This window comes from Trinickia diaoshuihuensis, from assembly GCF_003390925.1.
GTDB lineage: Bacteria > Pseudomonadota > Gammaproteobacteria > Burkholderiales > Burkholderiaceae > Trinickia > Trinickia diaoshuihuensis.
Map to the genome: position 1 here is coordinate 25,281 of NZ_QUBS01000074.1, position 24,200 is coordinate 49,480.

The 24,200-nt window shown below is 64.0% G+C and carries 18 protein-coding genes and 1 pseudogene; 5 read left to right on the forward strand and 14 right to left on the reverse strand.

The window, feature by feature from the left end:
* Positions 1–53: 53 nt before the first annotated feature.
* Both cydB and DXT59_RS15020 read right to left on the reverse strand, forming a co-directional pair.
* Positions 54–1,067 (reverse strand): cytochrome d ubiquinol oxidase subunit II, encoded by a 1,014-nt coding sequence (gene cydB, locus DXT59_RS15015; protein WP_116137689.1) that lies wholly within the window; start codon positions 1,065–1,067, stop codon positions 54–56.
* Positions 1,054–2,487, reverse strand: a complete 1,434-nt coding sequence (locus tag DXT59_RS15020) for a cytochrome ubiquinol oxidase subunit I (RefSeq protein ID WP_162878092.1) — start codon at positions 2,485–2,487, stop codon at positions 1,054–1,056. The genes cydB and DXT59_RS15020 overlap by 14 nt, the downstream gene beginning before the upstream one ends.
* 218 nt (positions 2,488–2,705) lie before the next feature.
* Between DXT59_RS15020 and DXT59_RS15025 the strand changes: the two genes are divergently transcribed.
* Entirely contained in the window at positions 2,706–3,728 is a 1,023-nt protein-coding gene (locus tag DXT59_RS15025) for an SDR family oxidoreductase (protein ID WP_116137690.1), read from the forward strand.
* Positions 3,729–3,771: 43 nt separating this feature from the next.
* Here the strand turns inward: DXT59_RS15025 and DXT59_RS15030 are convergent, their stop codons facing one another.
* Together DXT59_RS15030 and DXT59_RS15035 are read right to left on the reverse strand one after the other, a co-directional pair.
* The gene (locus tag DXT59_RS15030; protein ID WP_116137691.1) at positions 3,772–4,827 is read right to left on the reverse strand and encodes a hypothetical protein; all 1,056 of its coding nucleotides are present in this window, start codon (positions 4,825–4,827) and stop codon (positions 3,772–3,774) included.
* A 62-nt stretch (positions 4,828–4,889) separates the two neighbouring features.
* Positions 4,890–6,530, reverse strand: coding sequence for a hypothetical protein (locus tag DXT59_RS15035; protein ID WP_116137692.1), 1,641 nt, complete (start codon positions 6,528–6,530; stop codon positions 4,890–4,892).
* Between the two features lie 532 nt (positions 6,531–7,062).
* Here DXT59_RS15035 and DXT59_RS30640 point away from each other — a divergent pair.
* Positions 7,063–12,210 (forward strand): autotransporter domain-containing protein, encoded by a 5,148-nt coding sequence (locus tag DXT59_RS30640; RefSeq protein ID WP_205417432.1) that lies wholly within the window; start codon positions 7,063–7,065, stop codon positions 12,208–12,210.
* Between the two features lie 47 nt (positions 12,211–12,257).
* Here DXT59_RS30640 and DXT59_RS15075 read toward each other — a convergent pair whose 3' ends face one another.
* From DXT59_RS15075 to DXT59_RS15105, 7 genes and pseudogenes are all read right to left on the reverse strand, one after another.
* A complete protein-coding gene (locus DXT59_RS15075; RefSeq protein ID WP_116137693.1) occupies positions 12,258–14,054 on the reverse strand; it encodes a thiamine pyrophosphate-requiring protein in 1,797 nt (598 codons plus the stop codon).
* A 77-nt stretch (positions 14,055–14,131) separates the two neighbouring features.
* Positions 14,132–16,891 (reverse strand): annotated as a pseudogene (ligD, locus tag DXT59_RS15080) (DNA ligase D).
* Between the two features lie 98 nt (positions 16,892–16,989).
* The gene (locus DXT59_RS15085) at positions 16,990–17,148 is read right to left on the reverse strand and encodes a DUF1328 domain-containing protein (RefSeq protein ID WP_102647309.1); all 159 of its coding nucleotides are present in this window, start codon (positions 17,146–17,148) and stop codon (positions 16,990–16,992) included.
* 141 nt (positions 17,149–17,289) lie between these two features.
* Complete coding sequence (locus tag DXT59_RS15090; protein WP_116137694.1) at positions 17,290–17,901, reverse strand: hypothetical protein; 612 nt, start codon at positions 17,899–17,901, stop codon at positions 17,290–17,292.
* Positions 17,902–17,918: 17 nt separating this feature from the next.
* Positions 17,919–18,221 (reverse strand): DUF1488 family protein, encoded by a 303-nt coding sequence (locus tag DXT59_RS15095; protein WP_116137695.1) that lies wholly within the window; start codon positions 18,219–18,221, stop codon positions 17,919–17,921.
* Between the two features lie 46 nt (positions 18,222–18,267).
* Complete coding sequence (locus DXT59_RS15100) at positions 18,268–18,831, reverse strand: type 1 glutamine amidotransferase domain-containing protein (RefSeq protein WP_116137696.1); 564 nt, start codon at positions 18,829–18,831, stop codon at positions 18,268–18,270.
* Positions 18,832–18,913: 82 nt separating this feature from the next.
* Positions 18,914–19,465: a ferritin-like domain-containing protein gene (locus DXT59_RS15105; protein WP_116137697.1), complete on the reverse strand. Its 552-nt coding sequence runs from the start codon at positions 19,463–19,465 to the stop codon at positions 18,914–18,916.
* 201 nt (positions 19,466–19,666) lie between these two features.
* Between DXT59_RS15105 and DXT59_RS15110 the strand changes: the two genes are divergently transcribed.
* Complete coding sequence (locus tag DXT59_RS15110; RefSeq protein WP_116137698.1) at positions 19,667–20,062, forward strand: DUF3175 domain-containing protein; 396 nt, start codon at positions 19,667–19,669, stop codon at positions 20,060–20,062.
* A 22-nt stretch (positions 20,063–20,084) separates the two neighbouring features.
* On the forward strand, positions 20,085–21,413 hold the full coding sequence (locus DXT59_RS15115) for a cation:proton antiporter (protein ID WP_116137699.1): 1,329 nt from the start codon (positions 20,085–20,087) through the stop codon (positions 21,411–21,413).
* Between the two features lie 17 nt (positions 21,414–21,430).
* Here the strand turns inward: DXT59_RS15115 and DXT59_RS15120 are convergent, their stop codons facing one another.
* Positions 21,431–21,943, reverse strand: a complete 513-nt coding sequence (locus DXT59_RS15120; protein WP_240324525.1) for a hypothetical protein — start codon at positions 21,941–21,943, stop codon at positions 21,431–21,433.
* Between the two features lie 117 nt (positions 21,944–22,060).
* Positions 22,061–22,495 (reverse strand): response regulator, encoded by a 435-nt coding sequence (locus tag DXT59_RS15125; protein WP_205417433.1) that lies wholly within the window; start codon positions 22,493–22,495, stop codon positions 22,061–22,063.
* Positions 22,496–22,752: 257 nt separating this feature from the next.
* Between DXT59_RS15125 and DXT59_RS15130 the strand changes: the two genes are divergently transcribed.
* Entirely contained in the window at positions 22,753–23,601 is an 849-nt protein-coding gene (locus DXT59_RS15130) for a MipA/OmpV family protein (RefSeq protein ID WP_116137701.1), read from the forward strand.
* 42 nt (positions 23,602–23,643) lie between these two features.
* Here DXT59_RS15130 and DXT59_RS15135 read toward each other — a convergent pair whose 3' ends face one another.
* Entirely contained in the window at positions 23,644–24,114 is a 471-nt protein-coding gene (locus DXT59_RS15135; RefSeq protein ID WP_116137702.1) for a CBS domain-containing protein, read from the reverse strand.
* Positions 24,115–24,200 lie beyond the last annotated feature (86 nt).

Below are 24,200 nucleotides of genomic sequence, written 5' to 3' on the forward strand. Positions count from 1 at the left end.
GACGGCCGCGCCCAAGCGGCGCGGCGATAGCGGAGGTCTATGCACCATTCCCCTCACTCATGCCCATACCCCCCATGTTCGCTGGCCTTCCCGCGAAACACCCAGTACGACCAGACGACATAGATCAGCAAAATCGGCAAAACGAACGCCGTACCGATCATCAAGAACTCATGCGACACCGGCGCCGCCGCGGCTTGCCATAGCGTGACCGACGGCGGCGCAATCATGGGCCAAAGGCTGATCACGAGCCCCGAGAACGATAAAAAGAAAAGCCCCACGGAACACACGAACGGCAATACCTCGCGCCCCCGTCCCGCCCCGCGCACGAGCAAGCCCGCGAGCAGCAGCGTCACGAGCGGCACCGGCGCGAAAAACGCAAGATTCGGCCAGGTAAACCAGCGCTCGGCAATGCGTGGACTAAACAGCGGCGTCACGATGCTCACTACGCCGATGAAGACGAATACGAGCACCATCACGCGCTGCGCGACGCGCCGCGCCCAAATTTGCAGCCGCCCTTGCGTCTTCATGATGAGCCACGTGGCGCCCTGCAACGCATACCCCGCGATAAGCCCGAAACCGGCAAAGATAGGGAACGGCCGCACCCAGTCCCAACTCGTCCCGACGAACTGCCCGCCGGCCTCGTTGAACCCTTGCACGAACATCCCCAGTATCACGCCCTGCGCGAAGCTCGCGAGGATCGAGCCGCAGGCGAATGCGATATTCCAGAGCCGCCGGTTCGCGCCGGGCACCGCTCGAAACTCGAAGGCGACGCCCCGAAAGATCAACCCCAGCAGCATCAACAGCACCGGAAAGTACACCGCCGGCACGATGATCGCGAACGCCCCCGGAAACACCGCCAACAGCCCCCCGCCCCCCAGCACGAGCCACGTCTCGTTGAAATCCCAAACCGGCGAGACGGACGCCATCATGACGTCGCGATCGGCCTCGTTCTTCCGCAGCAAAAATAAAATGCCGACGCCCAGGTCGAAACCGTCCAGCAGGATATACATCAGGACCGCAAAGCCTAGAATCGCCGCCCACAGCGGCACCAAGTCAAGCTGCGTCATTCTTGCCTCCGTTCGTGCCCGGCATTCCTGTCGGTTCCGCCGCATCGTCGACATGCTGCACGGCGGACAGCGGCCGCGCCGCGCGGCGATTGATCGTGGCCGGCGCCGGTTGCTTGCCGTCCGGTCCCAGGCGCAGCAGCCGCGCGATCAGCACGCCGCCGCAGCCGAAAATAAACAGATAGCTGATCACGTATAACGCGAGCGACAGCGATACGTCGCCGGTCGTCAGCGAGGGACTCACCGAATCGGCCGTGCGCATCAATCCGTAAACGGTCCACGGTTGACGGCCCGCCTCGGTCGTCGTCCAGCCCGCTAGTACGGCGATGAAACCGAGCGGGCTCGCGATGCGGCAGACTGCGAGCCAACGCGCACTGTCATAGAGCCTTCGCTTCGGCCAAAGCACGAGCCCGCCGATCACGATCGCGAGCATCAGCATCGCGACCCCAACCATGAGATGAAACGCGAAGAATACGATCGGCACGTTCGGCCGGTCCGCACGCGGCCAGTCCTTCAATCCATGTACGAGCCCATTCGGATCGTGCGTCAGATAGATGCTCCCGAGTACGGGAATGGAGATTTCGAAATGATTGCGCTCTTGCTCATCGTCGGGAATGGAGAACAAGTTCGCAGGCACACGCCGGCCGGTATCCCAGAGCCCTTCCATCGCGGCAAGCTTCGCCGGCTGGTATTCGAGCGTATTGCGTCCGTGCTCGTCGCCGATCGCGATCTGAGCCGGCACCATCGCCACGAGAAACCAAAGCGCCATCTTTACCATCACGCGCCCCTCTTCGCGCGAGCGCCCTTTCAACAAGTAGTGCGCCCCGACGCCCAAGATCACGAATGCGGTAGTCACCAGAAAGGCCGTGACGGTATGGGCCAGGCGATACGGAAACGACGGATTGAAAATAATCGCGAGCATGCTGTCCGGCACGAACTTGCCATCGACGATGCGATAGCCGCGAGGCGTTTGCATCCAACTGTTGACGGCCAAAATCCAGAACGAAGACATCAACGTACCGAGCGCGACGAACATCGCGGACAGCACGTGCGCCCACTGCGGTACGAGCTTGCGGCCGAAGAGCAGCACGCCGAGAAACGCCGATTCGAGAAAGAACGCGGTCAGCACTTCATACGCCATCAACGAACCGATCGCGCTCGACGTGGCCGCCACGAATCGGCTCCAATTCGTGCCGAATTGAAACGGCATCACGATGCCCGATACGACACCCATACCGAACGACACCGCGAAAATGCGAATCCAAAACGACGACAGCCGCCGATAGACATCGCGCCCGGTTGCCCACCACAGCACTTCAAGCGTGGCGATGTAACAAGAAAGGCCGACCGTGAAAGCCGGCAGCAAGATATGCAGTGCGATAACCCACGCAAACTGCACGCGAGACAGCAAGAGAGCGCTCATGACAGGCAGTACCGACCCATGGTGGAAAGACGAGAGGTTGATGGCGCGGCGCCCATGCAAACGCGGCCCTTGAGCGTATCGCCGAGCAAGGCGGATGCCGCAACGCGCAAAGCGTTCCTCCCGGACCCGGCACGGCCTATGCAAGGAAGCAGGCGCCGGGCCCGCGGCGCAGAGCGGCCGGAGCACGGCGTCCTTTCGTTCCTTTTTCGGAGACCGCCATGGTGCGTTCGCGCCGCCTGCCGAACATCGTCGTCGTCACCGGAGCCAGCGCGGGCGTGGGCCGCGCGGCCGCACTCGCCTTCGCCCGCCAAGGCGCCGACGTCGCGCTACTCGCGCGCGACGAACAAGCGCTCGCCGAAGTCGCCGACATTGCAAGCGGCTATGGCGTGCGCGCATTGCCGATCGTCACCGATATGAGTTCCGCGCAAGCTGTGGAGGCCGCGGCCGATCGCGTCGAGCGCGAACTCGGTCCTATCGACGTCTGGGTCAACAATGCGATGGTGACGATGTTTGCCCCGGTCTCGCGGACGGCGCCCGCCGAATTCGCGCGTATCACCGAAGTCACGTACCTCGGCTACGTGTGGGGCACGATGGCCGCGCTCAAGCGCATGAGCGAACGCGATAAGGGCGTCATCGTGCAAGTGGGCTCGGCCCTCGCCTATCGCGCCATTCCCTTGCAAGCCGCCTACTGCGGCGCCAAGTATGCCATCCGCGGCTTCACCGACGCGCTGCGCTGCGAGCTTTTGCACGACAAAAGCGATGTCCGCGTGACCATGGTGCAGATGCCAGCGCTCAATACGCCGCAATTCGACTGGGCGGCCAGCCGCATGCCCGGTGCGCCGCGTCCGGTCGCCCCCGTGTACGAACCGGAAGTCGCCGCGCGCGCGATCGTTTGGGCAGCAAAGCATCCTCGGCGGGAATTGCATGTCGGCTTGTCTTCGATCAAAGCGATCGCGGCCAACAAAATCGCTCCGGGCTATCTCGACCGCTACCTGGCCAAACGTGCGTTCCGCGCCCAGCAACGCGATAGCGCAACCGATCCCGAGCAGCCGGTCGATCTGTGGCATCCCGTGCCCGGCATGCATCGGTTGCGCGGTTCTTTCAGTCACGAGGCGAAATCGACCTGCGCGTCGCTTTGGCTCGACACGCATCGCGGTGCCGCCCTCGGTGCGCTGGCGGCACTCGGTCTCGGCGTATTCGCTCTGCTAGCGCGGCGCAGGGACCACGCCGCCTCCGCCTAAGCGCATGAGGCATGAGGCGTTGAGCCGCTAACGATGGCCCGCTTTAAATCGGCGGCAAGGGGAAGACATAGATACCCGCTTGATCGTGACCATCGCCGTATCGCACCGTCACGGCGCCGCGTCGCGCCTGCCTCCCGCTCGCGTACTCGCCATAGACGTCGACATGAAACGTCCCGTTCGTGACGGGCGCGCTGTCGTCACCGCCGACGGGCCAAACGTATTCGGCATGACAGGTACCGTTGACAACGGTCTGGCTCATCGCATCCACCACGGTACCCGATACGCGTCCTGATCCCCCATCGGACAGCGACGAAGGCCGATCGGTGATCGTGACGATATAGCGTCGAGTCGATACGGGCTTGAAGACGAAGTCCTGAGTTCGTGATGAGCCGCCCGGTTGCCGGTACACGCACGCCTGGACAGTCACTGTCTCGGCGATCGTATCGGAGAACCGTGCTTCGGCAATATCTCGGCCTTGCGCATCCTTATGTGTAAGCACATCAAGCGTATGTTCGTCCGATCCGGATTGGACATCAGGCCCGCTCGTATCGAAGCGGGCCGAGCCGTCCAAGAAAACGAAACGCACCGTCATCGGCCGGGCAAGTCCGTGGCCGCTTTGGGTGACGACGGCCTGGGCGGCATTTTTCGCATTGCCGTCCGCCGGTTCGCCGCCCGATGTCAGCGAAGCGAGCGTCAATCCATAAGAAGGCGCCGAGGAGCCGGAGATTACCACCGCTACGGACTGCGATCGAACCGGATCGCCAACTTCGTTCGTCTTCACGTAAGCGGCCTGATACGTGCCGTCCGGCGTCGCCGCGGGATCGAATTTCGTGTCCCACGCACCATCGCCTATGTTATTCGTATCGATATAAACGACGTTTTCCGAGAGCCTCTCGTTCAAGCATCCCCGCAGAGTATCGCCAGGTGTCGGATGCCAGTTACGTTGACCGTCCCGCACCTGGACGACGATTTTGTCGCCCGGAGAAAGGTCGTCCACGCGAATGATCCATTGCCCGTCTTCCCCTACCGCTTGCGGAAGCGCCGGCGGGTCCAGTTCGATATCGTCGCGCAACGGCGCACCTTCATTGTCGTCGGTCATCGTGCGATCTTCGCCTCTTTGCGCCGCGCCCGAGTTTCTCGCCGCGCACGGTTCGCAAAGCGCTAGCTCATATCGGCCGTATTCAGCCTGGTCTTACACACGCGGGAGCTCAGGAGCGGCGCACCCGCCCTTTGCACCTGGTACACGAAATAGCAATGGCCTTTCGTGTACGGATAGTCGGCCATCGTGTCCCAGCCCCGGAATGGGTCGGAGCTTGGAAACGACAACACGGCATACCCTTTCGATATGTCTTCGTCCGCCAGCTTGATGGGATTGGCCGATATCCGAGCCGGCATGCGCGCGGCGTCGGAATTGACTTGAAAGCCGGTTAAGACTGCCGTCGCGGTCAATAGATCGTCTGCTTTCGCGGTCCAGTTCGATTGCTTGAGCCCGACCTTGAACGCGACCTGGCCATTCAGCGTTTGAGCGTTGATCACGTGTTTGAGCGGGTACAGTTCGGCTTCGTCGAGCGTACCGCCGGTGGGGATGGCGGGGCCCGACTGGTTATCGCCGCGGCCGGCAAATTCGTTGATCAGACTGGGCTTGACGACGCCAGATTCGCTGTTGAAGACGATAAAGAGCACTTCGTTTTGCTGGTTCGCATGATCACCCGTATCGCTATAGCCAAGGCTCTCGAGGAACGAAGCGTTCCACTGTCCGCCGTCCGGCATCGGACTGTAGAACGGCCCCGCGGCGATCCGTCCGTTCACGAGCAGGTAAATGAGGTCGTTCGGGCGCGGATTCGAATAGCTCGGAATATAGACGCCGACATTGGGCGGGTCTTGCAATTTCGTGTAGTCCAGTATTTTCCCCACGACCCCTTCCACCTCCGGCGCGCGTTCCGAGAGGGCCGTTAGCTTTGGATCGACCACGAGAAACGACCTGGCATGCTCGTCACTGGTCGTGAAGTTGTAGAGTGCGCGGATACCCGCCGCCGTTGCGCCCTGGGTGGATTTGCCTACCAAATAGAGATTGGCGGACCCCGTGTCGTCGGTTTCCATCCGCACGAAATAGCCGCCTTGGACGCGGTCGTCGACGAGCAAACCGCTATTGGATTGCTGCAAACTGTCTTGATACGTCGCGGTCGGCGAAACGTATGCGTTCATCAGGACGCTAAAGAGTCCGAGCGAGTCCCGGGCCGCCTCGTGCCACTCGATCACGTAGCCCTTCACCGGCACACCCCCGTCCGTGACTTTGCACGTGAACGCAGTGGTGTACTGGGTCGAGCTCGGTGTCAGATTGTCTGCGTTCGCAATAGGGAGCAGCACTTGCGAGGGTCCCGTGCATGCCACGTCCGGCTCTGTCGCCAGCACCGTGTAGGTGACGGTGGGGGCGTCGTCCGGTTTCGTCACCCAGCCGGCCCCTGCCCTCGCTTTGACGACGATCGAGTTCGTCGTGTCGCCTGGCATGTGACGAATACATAGCCTAGCCGTCCCCGTCGTGTTGTCTCCAACGGCGATATCGATCGGAACCGCGGTCCAATCCGGCTCATAAGACAGGGGCTCGAAGTGCTGGCTAGGCCCCGCGCCGTTGCCCGAGAAATCTATTGTCGCGCCGGCAGGAATCGTATTGGGGCTCGTCATCTTCACCGTCGCAACGATATAACGCCCTTGGTGCGGGTAGATCTTCGTGGCCGCGCCGGGGCTGATCGCGATCGTGCCGCCACCGCCTGCCAACACATGTCTTTCGTCATCTCGCGACATGATGCACGTCTCCGTGATTAAGGCACAACCGGGTTAGCGGGAATGAACCACCCCCGCCTCGTCTCGCTATCGCACCGTCGTTGCACTGCTTTTTGCGTTTTGAATCTTGTCGGCCTGCAATACGACTGTCAAATAAAATTCGACTGAATTTTTAACTCATCCCAATTAATGAAAATCAATCCCAATGGCGCCCCGCCACTTTCTCCAATACGTGCGCACAGCCCTCCAGATCGCGACATCGATCGCCATCCACTTAAATAGTGAGATCAAAGATCAAACTTCGATCAAACGATCATCTTTTTGTTGTTTATATATTTGCCAATTACCGATAATTCGCCCAATCAAAGCGACGCACGACTCGATGAAATAGCCCGCGAGCGCGGGCGAGACGAATCGCCACCGCATTCCAACAACGAGCCGCGACCCGACGATGACCATTGCAGACGAGAGCACTTTTCGTGACCCCGCGTTGGCACGTGTCATGAGCCCGAGGGACGTGGGGCCCGTACACGGGAGCCGGCGGCGATCCCGCTTGAGTACCTGGGTGATGGCGCTGTCGGCCGTCGGGGCGATCGCCTCGGCCTGTCTCCAACCGTGCTCGGCGCAGGTCGTCGATGCCGGCGGCGGCGCCGGCGCGCGAGCCGCGTCGGGTAGCGGCGGGAACGGCGGAGGCGGCAACGGTGGTGGCGCCGGAGGAAGTACGGGGCCCACTCCGGGTGCCGCGGGCACGTTTGCGCAAGGCGGCAATGGCGCGGGGGCGACGAACTGCGAGACCGCTCCGCGGGGCACGGGCTGCGGCGGCGCGGCCGGACAAAGCCCAGCCGGCGGCACGTTGAGCGGCGGCAATGGCGTAGCGGGCGCAGCCAGTATCGGCGGCGGCGGCGGCGGTCCCGCGAAGGTGGTGACTTCCGGCAACTTGACGTTGACGGCAGGGAACAGCGTTCGTTTGGCCGGCGGCTTGGGAGGCACCGGCACGGCCGCGGGAGCGGGCGGCGGCGGGGCCGCGCTCGTCTTTGCCGGCGACACGCTCATCGATGACGGCATCTACATCACAGGAGGCGCCGGGGGCGACGGCGTATCGGGCACGGGCGGCGGCGGGGGCGGCGTGGGCTTATTTTTCCAAGGCAAGACGCTGACGCTGAGCACGACCAACGCCGAGATCAAAGGAGGCGAAGGCGGTCAGTCGGGCGGCAGCGGCGGTGTCGGCATCGTCGTGGAGAGCAGCGCGGCGACGATTGCGAACGCCAGCCAAGGCTACAACAACGGATTCGGCGGCGGCAACGGCGCACCGGGGCTAGGCGGCGTTCCCGACGGGCGCGGCGGCGATGCGATCGACATCTACGGCAGCAACAACACCTTCTTGAATCAAGGCTTCGTCAACCCGGGCGGCTCGGCCGGCACCGCACCGCTCGCGGTCGGCCTGCAAGTGCATGGCAACGGCAATACGATCGTCAACGGCAGCGGCGGCGACATCGAAGGAGGATGGTTGCTGTCCGACCGATCGCAAACGGCGCCGGGCGGTATCTCCGTCGAATTGAACGGCAACGGCAATCTGTTCGAACTGCAAGCCGGGTACGTCGTACATGGAAAGGTGCTCGCGCTCGGCACCGGCAACACGCTCGCACTGGGCGGCTCGTCCGACGGCAACTTCGACCTCGGCAAGATCGTCACCGCACTCGATAACACGACCAACCGGGAGCAATATCAAGGCTTCGCGCAATACCGAAAGACCGGCGCCGGCACGTGGACGGTGACAGGCAGTGTCAGCGACAGCCACTCATGGGCAATCGAGCAAGGCGCGCTCGCGCTAGGCGCCGACGGCGATCTGTCACGCGCGAGCGACGTGCACGTCGATAGCACGCTCGATGTCGCAGGGATCGCGGCCGACGGCGCAACGGTGCAAAGTCTCTCAGGCGCCTCCACCGGCACCGTCGTGTTGGGCGATAAGACACTCGTCATCGCGCACGCTCAGGGCGGCGGCACGTTCGCCGATGCCGGCAACTACGCGGGCACTATATCGGGCAACGGTGGCGTGACCATCGCGGGGGGCACGCAGGTCTTCTCCGGTGTGAACGCCTATCAAGGCGACACGCTCGTCGACGGCGGCGTGCTCGCCGTATCCGCCGACGCCAATCTCGGGACCGGCGCACTCGTCTTGAACAGCGGCACGCTCGAGAGCACGACGGCGTTCGACTCGGCGCGCGACATCACGCTCGGGGCAAGCAGCGGTACGGTGCAAACCGACGCTCCGTTGAGCTTATCCGGGACGATCTCCGGCGTCGGCGGCTTGACCAAGAGCGGCTCCGGCACGCTGACGCTGACCGGCTCGGGCACCTATTCGGGTACCACCACGATCGCGGCCGGGACGCTGGCGATCGGCGACGGCTTCGACGAGCCGTTCACGAGCGCCATCACGAACCACGGCACACTCCAATTCAACGACGGCAATACCTTCAACTACGCGGGCTCGATCAGCGGCGCGGGCAACGTCGTCCAAAAAGGCTCCGGCATGGTCGCGCTAACGGGCAATAGCGCCGCGTTCACCGGCTCAACCACCGTCGAGGCCGGGACGCTCGCGGTCGACGGCATACTTGGCGGCAACGTCGCCGTCAACGGCGGTACGCTGCAAGGCACCGGCACGCTCGCGGGCAACGTCGCCATAGGATCGAGCACACTCGCCGGGCGGCAAGGCGACGTGCTGACGTTCGGCGGCAACCTCACACTGTCGAACAGCTCGACCGTGGCGATCGCACTCGGTCAGCCGGACCACTCGGCGGGCGTCTTCAACGTGGCCGGTAATCTCACGCTCGCGGGCACGCTCGATGTCATCGACCTCGGCGGGTTCGGCAAGGGCCTCTATCGCTTGTTCGACTACTCGGGCGTACTAACGAATAACGGTCTGTCGATCGGCGGCATCCCGGCCGGCATCAATGCGAGCGATCTGTCGGTGCAAACGTCGATCGCGCATGAAGTCGACCTCGTGAGCACCGGCGGGGCCTCGGTCAACTACTGGGACGGAGGCGCGGCCGCCACTCACAACAACGGGGCCGTCGATGGCGGCAGCGGCACCTGGGATGCGGCCAACAACAATTGGACCACGTCCGACGGTTCGGTCAACGCCAATTGGAAAAACGGCCAATTCGCGATCTTCGCGGCGCACGCGGGTACCGTGCAGGTCGACGCCGGCGCCGGCGCCATTTCGATCGACGGCATGCAGTTCGCCGCGGACGGTTACCGCCTCGAGGGCGCCGCGATCGCGCTCGGCGACGCGAAGACCCTCATTCGCGTCGGCACAGGCGGCGGCGCGCTGAGCCGTACGCTTACGGCGACGATCGCAGCGCCGCTCACCGGCGCGGGAGGTTTGGAGAAAACCGACTCGGGCACCCTCGTCCTCGCCGGTCAAAACACCTACGCGGGCGGTACGTTCGTCACGGGCGGCACCGTATCGATCTCATCGGACGCCAACTTAGGCGCAGCCTCCGGTGCCCTCGTCGTCGACGGCGGCACGCTCCAAACCACCGCCGCCGTCACATCCGCGCGCAGCGTCACGCTCGGCGCCGGTAACGCACAGTTCAAGACCGACGCCGATCTCGTCTTGAGCGGTACCGTCCGCGGCGCGGGAGGGCTGCAAAAGAGCGGCGCCGGCACCCTAATGTTCGAGGCAAACAACGCATATACCGGCGGCACGCAGATCTTGGAGGGCACGCTGCAACTCGGCAACGGAGGCACGGCAGGTTCGGTCCAAGGCAATATCGACAACGACAGCCACCTCGTGCTCGATCGCGCCGATACTTGGACGCTCGGCGGCACCATCGGCGGTTCGGGCAGCGTCACGCAGGCAGGAGGCGGCACAGTCGTGCTGACCGGCGATAACCATTATCAAGGCGGTACGACGATCTCCGCGGGCACGCTGCAACTGGGCAACGGAGGTACTTCGGGGTCGATCTCGGGCAACGTCGCAGATAACGGTACGCTCGCGTTCAATCGCTCCGATGCCGTGGTGTTCGACGGCAAGGTCAAAGGCGCCGGCTCGATCGAGCAAATCGGCTCCGGCTCGACCGACCTCGCCGGCAACTCCTCGGCGTTTTCCGGTACGACCATTGTCTCGGCCGGGACGCTCGCGGTGGACGGCACGCTCGGCGGCACGATGGCGGTACACTCGGGCGGCACGCTCGCCGGGACGGGCGTCGTCGGGACCACGACGATCGCCTCCGGCGGCACCGTCGCCCCCGGCCATTCGCCCGGCACGCTGCATGTCAACGGCGACATCACGTTCGATCCCGGCTCGATCTACGCCGCCGACATCCTGCCCGATCGAGGCAGCGACCTCGTCTCGGCGAGCGGCCGTGCGACGATCAACGGGGGCACCGTCCGGGTGCTGATGGGACCCGGTATCTTTACGCCGGGCAGTCAATGGACCATCGTTTCCGCAAAAGGCGGCGTTACCGGCGCATTCGATTCGCTCACGCGGGACCTGCCCTTCGTCGATCTCTCGCTCGCCTACGATGCCAATCACGTCTACCTCGACAGCACGCGCAACGGCGCATCGTTTTGCAGCGCCGCGCAAACCCGCAACCAGTGCGCGGCGGGCAGCGGCGTGCAAAGCCTAGGCCAAGGCAACGCGCTCTATGACGCGATCGCATCCGAGCCTGACGCGGTGAGTGCGCGTGCTGCCCTCGATGCGATTTCCGGCGAGGTCTACGCCTCGCAAAAGAGCATGATGATCGATGACAGCCGCGCGCCGCGCGATGCGGCTCTCGCGCGCGTGCGTTCGTCCTTGGCCGCCGAAGCCGATTCGAGCGTGGCTACGTCGGCCGAGATGGCGACGGACGATGCGCCCGTGCGCGCGGAGCTCGGTCGCCTCGGTTTCTGGGCGCAAGGCTTCGGCGCATGGAATCAATGGAACGGCGACGGCAATGCGACGACCTTCGAACGGTCGCTCGGCGGCCTGTTCATTGGCGCCGACCTCCCGGCGATGCGCACCTGGCGCTTCGGCGTCCTGGCGGGCGCCGGCCATTCGCGCTTCGAGGCAGGCCCGCGCGATTCGTCGGGCGCAAGCGTGGACGGTCATCTAGCGGCTTACGGCGGCTCGCAATGGGGGGCGCTGGGCCTGCGCTTCGGGGTCGCCTATACCCGGCACGACGTCGATACGCATCGCACGGTAGCGTTCCCCGGCTTTTCGCAGCAACTGAGCGGGCATTACGGCGCATCGACGCTGCAAGGGTTCGGCGAACTCGGTTACCGCTTGGCCTCCCATTCCGTTTCGCTCGAACCGTTCGTCGATCTCGCTTCGATCGGCGTTCGTACCGCCGATTTCACCGAGACCGGCAGCACCGCCGCACTCACGAGCGCGGGCAGCGATACCCGTCTCGTCTTCGGCGCGCTCGGCCTCAGGGGCGCCAAGGTCTATCGGCTCCGCGGCTGGAAAACCACCGTGCGTGGCGAACTCGGCTGGCGTCATGGCTTCGGCAACACGACGCCGCTCGCCACGCTGGCGTTCGCGGGCGGCAGCCCCTTCACGGTCGCGGGCGTGCCGATCGCTCGGGATGCGGCGAGCGTCGACGCGGGCGTGGACTTCGCGTTGACCCGGGCGGCCACGCTCGGCATCAGCTATCGCGGGCAATTCGCCGGACATGCGCAAGACTATAGCGTCCAAGGCACGCTCACACTTTCCTTCTGACGCGCTACCCAAGCGTTGCCAATTCGGCGGCGCGCATGTCCGGGACGTTAGGAATCCTTCTTACCCGGCAACACCGAGGCCATCACTTGCCTGGCCGTGTTGACGATCACGCTGCCCTCCTCCGGATCCCCTTCCATCAACGTCCGCATAAATTTGCGCGCTTGCACGAGCGTGACGTGCGGCGGCAGCGGCGGCACCTCCGGATCGGTCTTCACTTCGAGCACGACCGGCCGCCCGGCCGCTAGCGCCTCGTCCCAAGCCGGCCCGATCGCCTCGGGCGTATCCACGTAAATCCCTTTGAGACCGATCAATTCGGCAAACCGGTGAAACGGTACGTTCGGCAGGTCTTGCGAAGCCTCGAATTTCGGATCGCCCTCCATGACGCGCTGCTCCCACGTCACTTGGTTCAGGTCTTCGTTGTTCATCACCATGCAGATCCACCGGCCGTCCTTCCATTGCTGCCAGTATTTGGCGACCGTAATGAGTTCGGCCATGTTGTTCATCTGCATCGCTCCGTCGCCTACCATCGCGATGACGGGCCGGTCGGGATGGGCGAACTTCGCGGCGATCGCATACGGCACTGCCGCGCCCATCGATGCCAGTCCGCCCGACAGCGAGCACATCATCCCGCGCCGGATCTTGATGTCGCGCGCATACCAATTGGCGCACGAGCCCGAGTCGCTCGTCAAAATGAAATCCGACGAGAGCTTCGGCGAAAGTTCGGTAAAGATTCTCTGCGGATTGACGCCGCGCTTCGCGGGTTCCTTCGCGCGCTTGTCGAGCGTGTCCCACCATTCCGAAGTCCAGCCCTCGATCCGCTTGCGCCATGCGTCGTCGGTCTTTTGATCGAGCAGCGGCAGCAGCGCCCGCAGCGTTTCCGCGCTATCGCCGACGAGATTGACCTCCATCGGATAGCGCAGGCTCAACATGTCGGCGCCGAGGTCGATCTGCACGCCGCGCGCATCGCCTTCCTTCGGCAGAAATTCCGAATAAGGAAAGCCCGAGCCGATCATCAGCAACGTATCGCAATGCGTCATCAACTCCCAGCTCGGCTTCGTGCCAAGCAAGCCGATCGAGCCCGTGACCCAAGGATATTCGTCGGGAACCACGGCTTTGCCGAGCAGGGCCTTCGCCACGCCGGCCTTCAATCGTTCGGCAACCGCGATGACTTCATCGGTGGCGTGCAGCGCACCAGCGCCCACTAGGATCGCCACGTGTTTGCCCGCGTTGAGCACTTCCGCGGCGCGCGCGAGATCGGCGGGTTCAGGCATGACGCGCGGGCGCGAGTAGCCCACGCCCGAATGGGCCGTGCCGTGTTTGCGCGGCGGCGGCGAGTATTCGAGTTCCTGTAAGTCGTTCGGCAGCACGATCGCCGTCACGCGACGTTGCGAGAGTGCGATACGCACCGCGCGATCGACCATATGCCGCACTTGTGACGGCACGCTCGCTTGCTCCACGTAGGATCCGGCGACATCCTTGAGCATCGACACGATGTCGACTTCCTGCTGATAGTGCGAGCCCAATGCCGAACGCGCCTGCTGTCCGCAGATCGCCAGCACGGGCATATGATCGAGCCGGGCATCGTAGAGGCCCGTCACCAGGTGAGCCGCACCGGGGCCCGAAGTGGCCACGCACACGCCCAATTCGCCCGTAAACTTCGCATGCGCGCTCGCCATGAATGCGGCCATTTCCTCGTGACGCGCCTGCACGAATTCGATCTTGCCGCCCGCGCGCCGCAGCGCGCCGAACAGTCCGTTGATGCCGTCGCCGGGGTAGCCGAACATGCGCCGCACGCCCCACTCATGCAATCTTTCGACGATGAAGTCGCCCACCGTTTGCGCCATCTGTGCCTCCAATCGAGTCGGTTCCGGAGACCCGATGTCGCGCAAGAAGCACGCCTGTCGGCGCTAGAAAGCCGGGGTCATTTCCCGTTTAGGCCGAGCCGTTCCCGCATCTCGCGCGTAATACGCTGCTTCGTACCGGCATAGTCGGCCCAAGGATCGGCGCCCAACGATTGGAGCCGTTCATGGACGTTCTCGACGGTCCACTGCGCGCCGCCCGTCGTATCGGGCAGCTCGTCCCACGCGATCGGCACCGACACGCCCATCGACGGGCGGGCGCGCGGCGAAAACGCCGCGACCGTACTCGATCCGCGGTTGTTGCGCAGATAGTCGACGAAGATTCGGCCGCGGCGGTTTTGCGCGCCCATCTTCGCGCTGAAGCGATCGGGCAGCGTGGCGGCCATGTGTTGCGCGGCGGCCTGCGCAAACGCCTTGACGTCGTCCCATCCGGCATGCCGCGCGAGCGGCACGACGACATGCAACCCTTTCCCGCCGCTCGTCTTGCACCATGAGCGCAGTCCAAGCTCCGTCAGCAGTTCGCGCGTCAACTGCGCAGCTTCGATCATGCGCTCCCAGCCGAGCGCAGGGTCCGGGTCGAGGTCGAATACGATGCGGTCCGGCTTTTCGATGTTGGACGCCACCGCGTTCCAGGTGTGCAATTCGACCGTACCCATTTGCGCGGCGCCGATCAGTGCCTGCGCGCTATCGAGCGTAATCAACGGCGGATGGCCGGGATCCAGACCCTCGTGCGAAGTCACGAACGGTATCGATAAGCGGTTGGCATGCTTTTGGAAAAAAAGCTCGCCCTCGATCCCCTCGGGGGCGCGCACCAGCGCGACCGGCCGGTCCTTGACGTGCGGCAACAGCCACGGTGCAATGCGCTCGAAGTAGCGAACCAAATCGCCCTTTTCGAACCCGATCGATTTGTCGATGATGCGCGCCGGATGCGAGATACGCACGCCCGCCACACGCTCGCCCTCCTTCAAGGGCTCGGCATCCTGCTGCTTGCGTTTCATTTTCGCCTCGCCGGCTACGGTCGCTTTCGTCGTTTTGCCTATCTTGCCCGCCTGCTTTGCACGGCTCGCTTTCGCCGGCGTGCCCTCGCCTTCGGCAGCGGGTTTGCCGGGTTTTTCCCGCCCGATTTCTCGCGCGGGCTTATCGCGCCGCAAACTAATGAACGATGCTTGGCGAACGATACGCTCGCTCGTCCACTCGGCGAAATTGCACTCGGCCACGAGTTCGGGCCGAACCCAATGGACCTTCGTCCGGCTACGCTCGCTCGGCGGCTCGGCAAATGGCGAACGCGCCGTTTCTCTCGCGTCGAGTTCGTGCTTGATCGAACGCAGCGTGGCGGTGTCGAAGCCCGTGCCGACACGGCCGGCGTAATGCAGCTTGCCCTGCGCATCCTAGACGCCGAGCAGCAGCGCGCCGAACCCGGTGCGGCTGCCGCTCGGTTCCGAATAGCCGCCGATCACGAATTCCTGTCTGCGCCTGCAACGCAGTTTGATCCATGCGCCGCTTCGCGTCGAGACGTAGGGGCTATCGATGCGCTTGCCCACGATTCCCTCGAGCGCCATTTCGCAAGCGCTATCGAGCAACGAGTGCGGGTCGAGCGCGAAATCGGCGGAAAAACGCAGCGTGCCGTCGGCGGCCCCTTCGAGTACCGCGCGCAGCAATGCCCTGCGCTGCACGAGCGGCACATTGCGCAAGTCGTATCCGTTCAGATAAGGCAGATCGAAGGCGAATACGACGATGTCTTGCGGACGATTCGCATCGAACGCGTTTTGGAGCGATTGAAAGCTCGGCACGCCGCGCTCGTCGAGCACCACTGCTTCGCCGTCGACCCATGCCGTGTCGAGATCCAATGCGCCGAACGCGTCGGCCTGACGCTTGAACTTTTCCGTCCAATCGAGGCCGCTGCGCGTGAAAATCCGCACAGGCTGGTCCGGCTCGCCATGGTCGATACGCGCCAGCACGCGATAGCCGTCGAACTTGACCTCGTACGACCACTCCCCGGCTCGCGGCACCTCGTCGACCAATGTGGCCAATTGCGGCTTCAAAGTCTGCGGCAGACGTGCCTTCGCGGCACCCTCGATCGAAGGAGACGCCGCGAGCTCGCGCAGCGATTGCGACGTGCGCGTCGCCACGATGTCGGGCCGATCCGCGCGCGGCTCGCCGGCCTCAGGGGGCGGCGCTGGCTTAGCTGGCATAGCTGGCTTAGATCGCTTAGCGCCCTTCGCGGCTCGACCTCGACTCGCCGCATCGTTCTCCAATGCGCTTCCGGGCCGCTGCTCAAGCACGTCGTAGTTGGCTTCCGGGCGCGCCTCGTCGTCGCGCTCCTTGATCAGCAGCCATTGTTCTTTGTCGCCGCTGCCGCGCATGCGACTGCGCACGAGCGCCCATCCCCCTTTCAGTTTCCTGCCATGCAGCGTGAACTTGAGCTTTCCGGCCTCGTACGCTTTGCGGGCCTGCGCGACGCCGCCGTCCGGCTCCCACGTGCCGCGATCCCAAACGATGACGGTACCCGCGCCGTAATTACCCTGCGGGATCTCGCCTTCGAACGTTCCGTACTCGAGCGGATGATCCTCCACGTGCACCGCGAGCCGCTTCACAGCCGGGTCGAGGCAAGGACCTTTCGGAATCGCCCACGACTTGAGCGTGCCGTCGAGTTCGAGCCGGAAATCGTAATGCAAGTGCCGAGCGTGATGCTCTTGGATGAGATACGACAGCGCGGGCTCGGCTCGTTCGCCCGCTGCCTTGCCGGCGCTCCGTGCACCCGAAGGCTCCGGTGTTTCGTCGAAGCGCCGTTTTCGTCGATAGGTTTCGAGCTTATCCGCCATGCTGATGGAGTGCCGATGCAGGGATCGCAACGGATCGGCATTCCTTGCAACCCGCTCGTAATCCCTGCACGGCAACTGTCGCTATTTCTCTTGGAGCGTCACCTGAATACGCCGATCAAGAGCGTCGCGAGGAAGATCACGAGGAAGATGAAGAACAGAATCTTCGCGATCTCCGCGGCGCCGGCGGCGATGCCGGTGAAACCGAAGACGGCCGCAATGAGCGCGATGATAAAGAAAATGACTGCATATCGAAGCATGAGGTCCTCCTGATGAATGCCGGCGCGCCGGCTTAGGCGTCGCCGCCGCGCTGGTTCACCGCGGCAGGCACTTAGCGTTGTGATTCATTCGAGGCAACGCTCGCTTCATACTGCAATGACTATGCCCATTAGGTCGGAGGTTTAACGGTTCGCGCGTACCTCGGCCGGCGTCGCGGAATCGCCGGCGCTCGACGCGCTTTGGATCGGTTCGACATCCTTGGTCGGATCGAAGTCGGCCCAGCGCCCGTGCTGCCAGCGCCCATGAGCGCGCTCGACTTCCAAACTGCCCGCCTCGCGCAGCACCCGCGCGGCCTCATGCTGATTGTCGGGCGAGACATGAACGGCGACGAGCACGCCCGAGTCGCGAGATTCGTGAGGCACCTCGCTTTCGGCTCGCTTGCCGCCCCCGCGCGTGTGCGACATGGCGCCGGCGAGCGAACCGATATAGGCGCCCACGCCGGCCGCGATGACGAGGACGAGGAACGGCGACGAAAACGCACTGAACAGCGCAACGCCGATCACCGCCCCGATTACCGCGCCGATCGCGCCGCCTTTACCCGCGCCTTTCGAGGCGCGCGCCGCTTGCGGGTCCGCATAGCGGTCGCCGCCGATCGGAAAACGCGCGTGCTGTCCGCGCGGATTGACGAAGAACAGCGTGACGTCCTCCTGCACGAAGCCGGCCGCGAATAGCCGATTGGCCGCGGCCTCGGCATCGGCGAACGTCGTAAAACGACCCGCGACGATCAACGACATGAGATGTCCTCCTTATTTCACTCGTTCAGCACCGGTCCGTTCGATGCCGACGCGATACGGAACAAGCCGCTGCGCAGCACCACAGCCGCGCCGCGGCTCTCCTCGATCGCACGCGTGCAAACGGCGCGAATGCGGTCGCGGCCCCGCGCGTAGGCACGCAACAGTTCCGCCTCCAACGTCGAGCCTGCGCCGAAATGATCCTCGAGCGCCTCGGCCGTAATCGCGCAAGACACCGGCACGTCATCGACCGCCGCAACGAATCGCACGACCATTTGCGCGCCGTCGAAAACGGGATCGTCGTCAGGAAAGGTCACGCGCATAGGCACCTCTACCGATCGCTCCGCTGCCTGGCCCGCACGCGAGCGCTCATTGCGCGGCGCCTCGATGTTCGAGCCGCGCGATGAGTTTTTGATTGAAGGCGGGAATATCGTCGGGCTTGCGGCTCGTGATGAAATTGCCGTCTTCGACGACTTCCTCGTCGACCCAGGTCGCGCCCGCATTGCGCAGGTCGTCTTGCAAGCTGGGCCAGCTCGTCATCGTGTGGCCCTTGACGATACCGGCCGAGATCGGCAGCCATCCGCCATGACAAATCACGGCAACGGGCTTGTGCGCTTCGTCGAGCGCCCGCACGAACGCCTGCGCCTCGGGCACGGTCCGGATCGCATCGCCATTGACGACGCCACCGGGCAACACGACGGCATCGTACTGCTCGGGGCGCACTTGATCGAACGTCGCATCGACCGTCACCATGCCGGCCCGCTCGGTATGACGAAAGCCCTGAATCTGCCCGGGTTTTTTCGAAATCACGTGCACGAGGGCGCCGGCTTCCGAGAGCGCGCGCTTCGGCTCAACGAGTTCGGCCTCTTCGAAGCCGTCCATCGCCAGCATGGCGACTTTGCAACCTTCCAGCGTTTTAGTCTTGGTAGTCATCGGCGCAGCTCCTCTAGATGAAGTGAAGAACTGCATGCACCGCAGCAATTGCGGTGCCTAACCGATCGATCGCGCCGGGCGCTTAGCGCTTGATCTCTTCTGGCAGACCAGCCAGCAAATCGGACATATCGTCGGCATGCTCCTCTTCCACTTCGAGGATGCTTTCCATCAAACGGCGCGACGTGGGGTCCTTCTCGCCGAGGAACGCAATGATCTCGCGATAGCTGTCGATCGCAACGCGTTCGGCAACGAGGTCTTCCTTGATCATATCGACGAGGGAAGTGCCCTCGACGTATTCGGCGTGGCTGCGTGTGAGCAGACCGTCGGGCGAGAAGTTCGGTTCTCCCCCGAGTTGCACGATGCGTTCGGCCAGTTGGTCGGCGTGCGATTGCTCTTCGTTCGAGTGTTCGAGAAACTCGTCCGCGACACCCTTTGAGTGAATGCCCTTCGCCATGAAATAGTGGCGGCGGTAGCGCAAGGTGCACACGATTTCGGTGGCGAGCGCATCGTTGAGCAACTTCAAAACCGTTGCGCGATCGGCCTGATAGCCGGCGGTCACGGCCCCTTCTTCGATATGCTCGCGCGCACGCTTGCGAATGGCCTGGACGTCCGACAAAAACGGTTGATTCGCCATGGGTTTTCTCCATCGAATTGTATTTACGAAACACGGCTCCGCCCGCGAGCGAGCCAATACGGCATCCCGCTCGTGGCGCGTCGCAAGGGACGCATCATTCATGCCAAGCGAGTGGCGCGACGTTCGTCCATGGCATGCGCATTGCGTCGAACCGGGGCGTCGCCACGACGGCACAAGCCCATTTCGAACGGACTAGAACCGATGCCTTCCTCATCGACTCACTCTTCGACGCGGCGCCGCGGCGCTCACCCGCCGCGCCAGCGCCATGCGCAAAGCCGAGCCCACCACGAACGAGCACGCGCGCATGCCGGCGGCGGCCGCGAGCCGCGCCGCTGGTCCCATGAAGTCATGCAAAAGAGCGACGCGCTCGATCTCGAGGGCGGCATCTTCAAATCCGGCAACGCCGAGGACATCGCGCAATCGCTCAAACGTTCGTCGCTCGCGAGCAAGCGACGGCGCGGCACGCCGTACCAATCGGCCATGTCGATGCTCAATTTCTACATCAACCGGGCGGGCAAGAACCTGCCCAAATCGCGCCGCGCGGTACTGGAGGCCGCCAAGGGAAAACTGCGCGAAGCGTTCGGCCGTCCACGCTGACGCCCGGCGCAATCGGGACGATATGGGAGAGACCCTCTGGTTCCTCATCGTCGGCGGCATGTTCGTCGGCATGGGTATCGCGAGTTCGTTGTTCAAGCGCCTGCCATTGACAGGCGCCATGCTCTATCTCGCGGCCGGCTACTTGCTCGGTCCACCCGGCGCCGGCATGCTCTCGCTCGACATCGCGAACGATACCGCGCTCGTTCGGCTGCTCAGCGAAGTCGCCGTGCTCGCATCGCTCTTCGCGATCGGCCTACGCTTGCGCGCTCCGATCTTTGCGTCGCTCTGGTCGCTGCCGGTGCGCCTCGGGTTCCTCGCGATGATCGTCACCGTACCCTTGCTCGCGCTCGCATGCCGCTGGGGCCTGGGGCTTGCCTGGGGACCGGCGTGGGTACTGGCCGCGATGCTCTCGCCCACCGATCCCGTGCTCGCTCACGACGTACAAGTGCGCGACGCCAACGACCTCGATCTCGTGCGCTTCTCCCTCTCCGGGGAGGGCGGGTTGAACGACGGCGTCGCACTGCCTTTCATGCTGCTGGCGCTCGCGTTATGCGCGGCCGGTGGCTCGGGCGCCGCGGCGCTGCCGGCGCGGAGCTTGACGATCGGCACGCTGTGGGGACTGGGCGGAGCGCTCGGCATCGGCGCATTGCTGGGCTTTGCGACCACGCACGCAGTCGCCTGGCTGCGCACGCGCCATGGGCAGGCGCTGGGACTCGAGGGCTTCTTCGCGCTGGGGCTCATCGAACTGTCTTACGGCATCGCGCAATGGCTGCACACGTTCGGCTTTCTCGCCGTGTTCGCGGCCGGCGTGGCGATGCGGCGCGTCGAGCATCGCGCGACGGGCGAACGCTCGCCGCAAGATGCGATCGGGTCCATCGACTCTTCCGACATCGCCGCGACAGCGGCTCACCCCGACAAAGCGCACGCTTACATGGCCGAATCGGTCTTGGGCTTTACGGTCGAACTCGAACGCATTGCCGAAATGGCGATGATGATCATCGTCGGCAATTTAATCAGCACGCTGCCCGCTCCGATCGTCACCTGGCGCAGCGCCGCGCTCGTGCTCGCACTGTTCGTGCTCGTGCGCCCGCTCGCGGTCGAGCTTTCGCTGCTCGGTTCGCGTGCTCGCGGTTTCCAGCGGCACATGATGAGTTGGTTCGGCATCCGCGGTATCGGCACCGTCTACTACTTGGCGTACGCGCTCGAACATGGGCCAAGGCGCGAGCTCACGCCGCTCGCGCCCTACGCGCTGGCCGTGGTGGCCGCGTCCGTCATCGTGCATGGGATGTCGGCCACGCCGCTCATGAGGCGCTACAAGCGCGTGCGGGCCGCGACTGCGCACAAGCGCTAGGCTCGTCGCATAGCCGATTAACCGCCGTCGTGCGGATAAGCCGGCTTATCGGGTGCGGCGAGGGTGCGATAAGGCAACGCGTCGCCGGTGGGATCGAGCGTCGTATCGTCGATCACGCGCTCCACCTCGGCCGTCTTCGCGAGTTCCGAAAAAAAGGCTTGCCTATCGAAGCCGGGCGCGACGCAGCCTTGCACGTAGATAAACCTTCTCTGCAGCATGAGCCATAGCGTGGTCTGCTCGCGCCAGTGCGTCGCCGGTTCGATGTTGGAGAGCCGGCGTTTGACGGCCTCCTCGATGCCCTTGTCGTAAAGATAGCTGTTCGGCAATCTACAACGTCCCTCCCACCAACAGCTATTGCCGCGCTCGATTCTGTAATGCGAATCGGCCAGCCATTCCTGCTCTGTCTGTAAAGGACCCAATGGCACCGGACAATTCGCTATGGCGGCGGATATCTGGAAGAACGGGTCGTTGCCATGATTGGCGCGCGTGGTTTGCGCATGGATGGATAACGATACGACTAGGGATACGATTGCGCCGGCGGCGGCGACGCATGCACGCAACGAATGCCTCACAGTCCCCTCCCCGGTTGGCCGACCGCCGGAATTGGAGCACGCCCCGTTTCCGCTGGCAAGCGCGCGGTGCAGCGCTCAAAGCGAGGGGCCGGACGCGCCGTCATAGACATCGCCGAGATCGTCGGCGATGCGATGCGGGCCCTCGCTCGCGAATTCGAGCACCCGCAATATCAATTGCGGCGTCAGCGGCTTCGCGCAGTGCGCGTCGAACCCCACCGCCCGGGCACGGGCGCGGTCCTGGGACGACGCGTAGCCCGTGCAGGCGATCAGCAACATATGCGTCGTCGCGGGATCGGCGCGCAAGCGGCGGGCGACCTCCAAACCGTCGAGGCCGGGCATGGCGATATCGAGCAGCACGGCGAACGGTTGCCACTCGCGCGCAATCGCGCAGGCTTCGAGCGGATCGCTCGTCGCACGGCATTCGAAACCGTCGGCGTCGAGCAAAAGTTGCAACGCTTCGGCCGCGTCGCGGTAGTCGTCCACGACGAGCACGCGGCGATGGTCGGCCATCGCCGGCCGGATCGTGCGCCAGAGCACGACATCGTCGCTCGGCTGGGCATTCTCGCGCTCAGTCACGTCCTTCTCTCCCCGGGTTGGTCTCGACGCAATCGCCAAACGATGCAAAATGCGCTCCCGCGCATGCATCCCGCAACAAAAAAAGGGCATGCACTTTGCTCCGAGGTCTGGCACGATTTGCTGGACGTCCTCTAACGGTCTCGGTACCGATACCGACATCGATAGCAATATCGAACAAGGAAAAAAGACCTATGTCGACCTCATTTGCGGCATCGCGCCTGGCCCTCGCCGGCGCGCTTTTCGCGGTACTGGCCCCGGCGCACGCGCAGACGCCTTCGCCCCTCGCCGAATGGCAATACTCGCCGGGCATTCTGCTCGAGCAGATGTTCGAGCCGAAGCTACCCACCTGGCGGATTCGCGTCGGTCCGTCCGCCGCATTTCAACCGCTTTACGACGGCTCGGATCGCTATCATGCGCTGGCCGGTCCCAGTATCGACATCCGTTATCGCGACCGCTTCTTTCTATCGACGGGGGAAGGCATCGGCATGAACGTTCTCACGGGACCGAATTGGCGCGTGGGCATCGGCGCGGCTTACAATTTGGGGCGGCGTGAGGCGGACGACCTCGGGCATTTGCACGGAATGGGCAATATCAATCCCGCGCCAAGCCTAAGGCTGCTCGGCGAATATGCCCTGTCGAAATCATTTCCGCTCGTACTGCGCGCCGACGTGCGGCGCAGTTTCGGCGGCGACAACGGATGGATCGGCGACCTGGGCGCCTATATGCCGATGCCGGGCAGTTCGGAGACGTTCGCTTGGTTCGCCGGTCCCACGATGACCATCGCCGATTCGCGCTATATGAATAGCTGGTTCGGCGTGAATGCGGGGCAGTCGGCGCGTACCGGTTATCGGCAATACGACGCCTCGCCCGGGATCCGCTCCGTGGGCTTCGGCGTCTCGGCCTCGCTGACGATACGCAAGCATTGGATCGTCAGCGCCGACGGGGCCTTCCAGCAACTCGTCGGTTCGGCCGCGCACAGTCCCATCACGCAAACGCGCGCATCGGGCGTGTTCGACCTTTCGGTGAACTACGAGTTTTGACCGTGCGGTCCTGGGCGCCGGTTGAGCCGGCGCCCCCGCTTCTCACGCCGCCGGCAGCACGGATTGCACGCTGCCGGTGCGTTCGCGCAGGCCTTCGGCTCGTACGACCGCCGCCACCAACGCCCACTCGCGCGCCATCGCATCGAGCACGTCGTCGAGCGACAAGACGCCGATCAACTCGCCCGCCAAGCCCGTCACGGCAAGGCGCCGCACCCCGTGGCTCGCCATCGTTTGCAAGGCATCGGCAATATCGGCGCTGCCCTCGATGGAAAGGACGTGCGTCTGCATGATGTCGGCGACGAGCAGATCGTCGGGTTCTTCGCCAAGCACGACGGCCTTCATGACGATGTCGCGATCGGTGACGATGCCGACGATGCGTCCGAGCGGTGGCCCGTTCTCGGTGACGATGAGCGCGCCCACGTGCTGATCGCGCATTTGCTTGGCGGCATCCCTGACTGTTCGTGTCATCGGTATATGAACGGTATGAGGACTGCGGAATTCCTCGACTTTCATCGACCTTCTCCATGAACGGCACCGGCGACTGATTGCGTCGGCTCCTGATTGGAGAGTGCGCCGGGAGGCGCGGCGCCTGCTTGATA

Excerpts from the sequence above, each read along its gene's own strand:
- DXT59_RS15090 (WP_116137694.1), bottom strand. The coding sequence starts at position 17,901 with ATGTCGTTGATCGTCGCGGGTCGTTTTACGACGTTCGCCGATGCCGAG.
- DXT59_RS15075 (WP_116137693.1), bottom strand. The coding sequence starts at position 14,054 with ATGGCGCAAACGGTGGGCGACTTCATCGTCGAAAGATTGCATGAGTGG.
- DXT59_RS15020 (WP_162878092.1), bottom strand. The coding sequence starts at position 2,487 with ATGAGCGCTCTCTTGCTGTCTCGCGTGCAGTTTGCGTGGGTTATCGCA.
- DXT59_RS15130 (WP_116137701.1), top strand. The coding sequence starts at position 22,753 with ATGTCGACCTCATTTGCGGCATCGCGCCTGGCCCTCGCCGGCGCGCTT.
- DXT59_RS15035 (WP_116137692.1), bottom strand. The coding sequence starts at position 6,530 with ATGTCGCGAGATGACGAAAGACATGTGTTGGCAGGCGGTGGCGGCACG.
- DXT59_RS15100 (WP_116137696.1), bottom strand. The coding sequence starts at position 18,831 with ATGACTACCAAGACTAAAACGCTGGAAGGTTGCAAAGTCGCCATGCTG.
- DXT59_RS15105 (WP_116137697.1), bottom strand. The coding sequence starts at position 19,465 with ATGGCGAATCAACCGTTTTTGTCGGACGTCCAGGCCATTCGCAAGCGT.
- DXT59_RS15115 (WP_116137699.1), top strand. The coding sequence starts at position 20,085 with ATGGGAGAGACCCTCTGGTTCCTCATCGTCGGCGGCATGTTCGTCGGC.
- cydB (WP_116137689.1), bottom strand. The coding sequence starts at position 1,067 with ATGACGCAGCTTGACTTGGTGCCGCTGTGGGCGGCGATTCTAGGCTTT.
- DXT59_RS15110 (WP_116137698.1), top strand. The coding sequence starts at position 19,667 with ATGCCTTCCTCATCGACTCACTCTTCGACGCGGCGCCGCGGCGCTCAC.
- DXT59_RS15135 (WP_116137702.1), bottom strand. The coding sequence starts at position 24,114 with ATGAAAGTCGAGGAATTCCGCAGTCCTCATACCGTTCATATACCGATG.
- DXT59_RS15125 (WP_205417433.1), bottom strand. The coding sequence starts at position 22,495 with ATGGCCGACCATCGCCGCGTGCTCGTCGTGGACGACTACCGCGACGCG.
- DXT59_RS15030 (WP_116137691.1), bottom strand. The coding sequence starts at position 4,827 with ATGACCGACGACAATGAAGGTGCGCCGTTGCGCGACGATATCGAACTG.
- DXT59_RS15025 (WP_116137690.1), top strand. The coding sequence starts at position 2,706 with ATGGTGCGTTCGCGCCGCCTGCCGAACATCGTCGTCGTCACCGGAGCC.
- DXT59_RS15095 (WP_116137695.1), bottom strand. The coding sequence starts at position 18,221 with ATGCGCGTGACCTTTCCTGACGACGATCCCGTTTTCGACGGCGCGCAA.
- DXT59_RS15085 (WP_102647309.1), bottom strand. The coding sequence starts at position 17,148 with ATGCTTCGATATGCAGTCATTTTCTTTATCATCGCGCTCATTGCGGCC.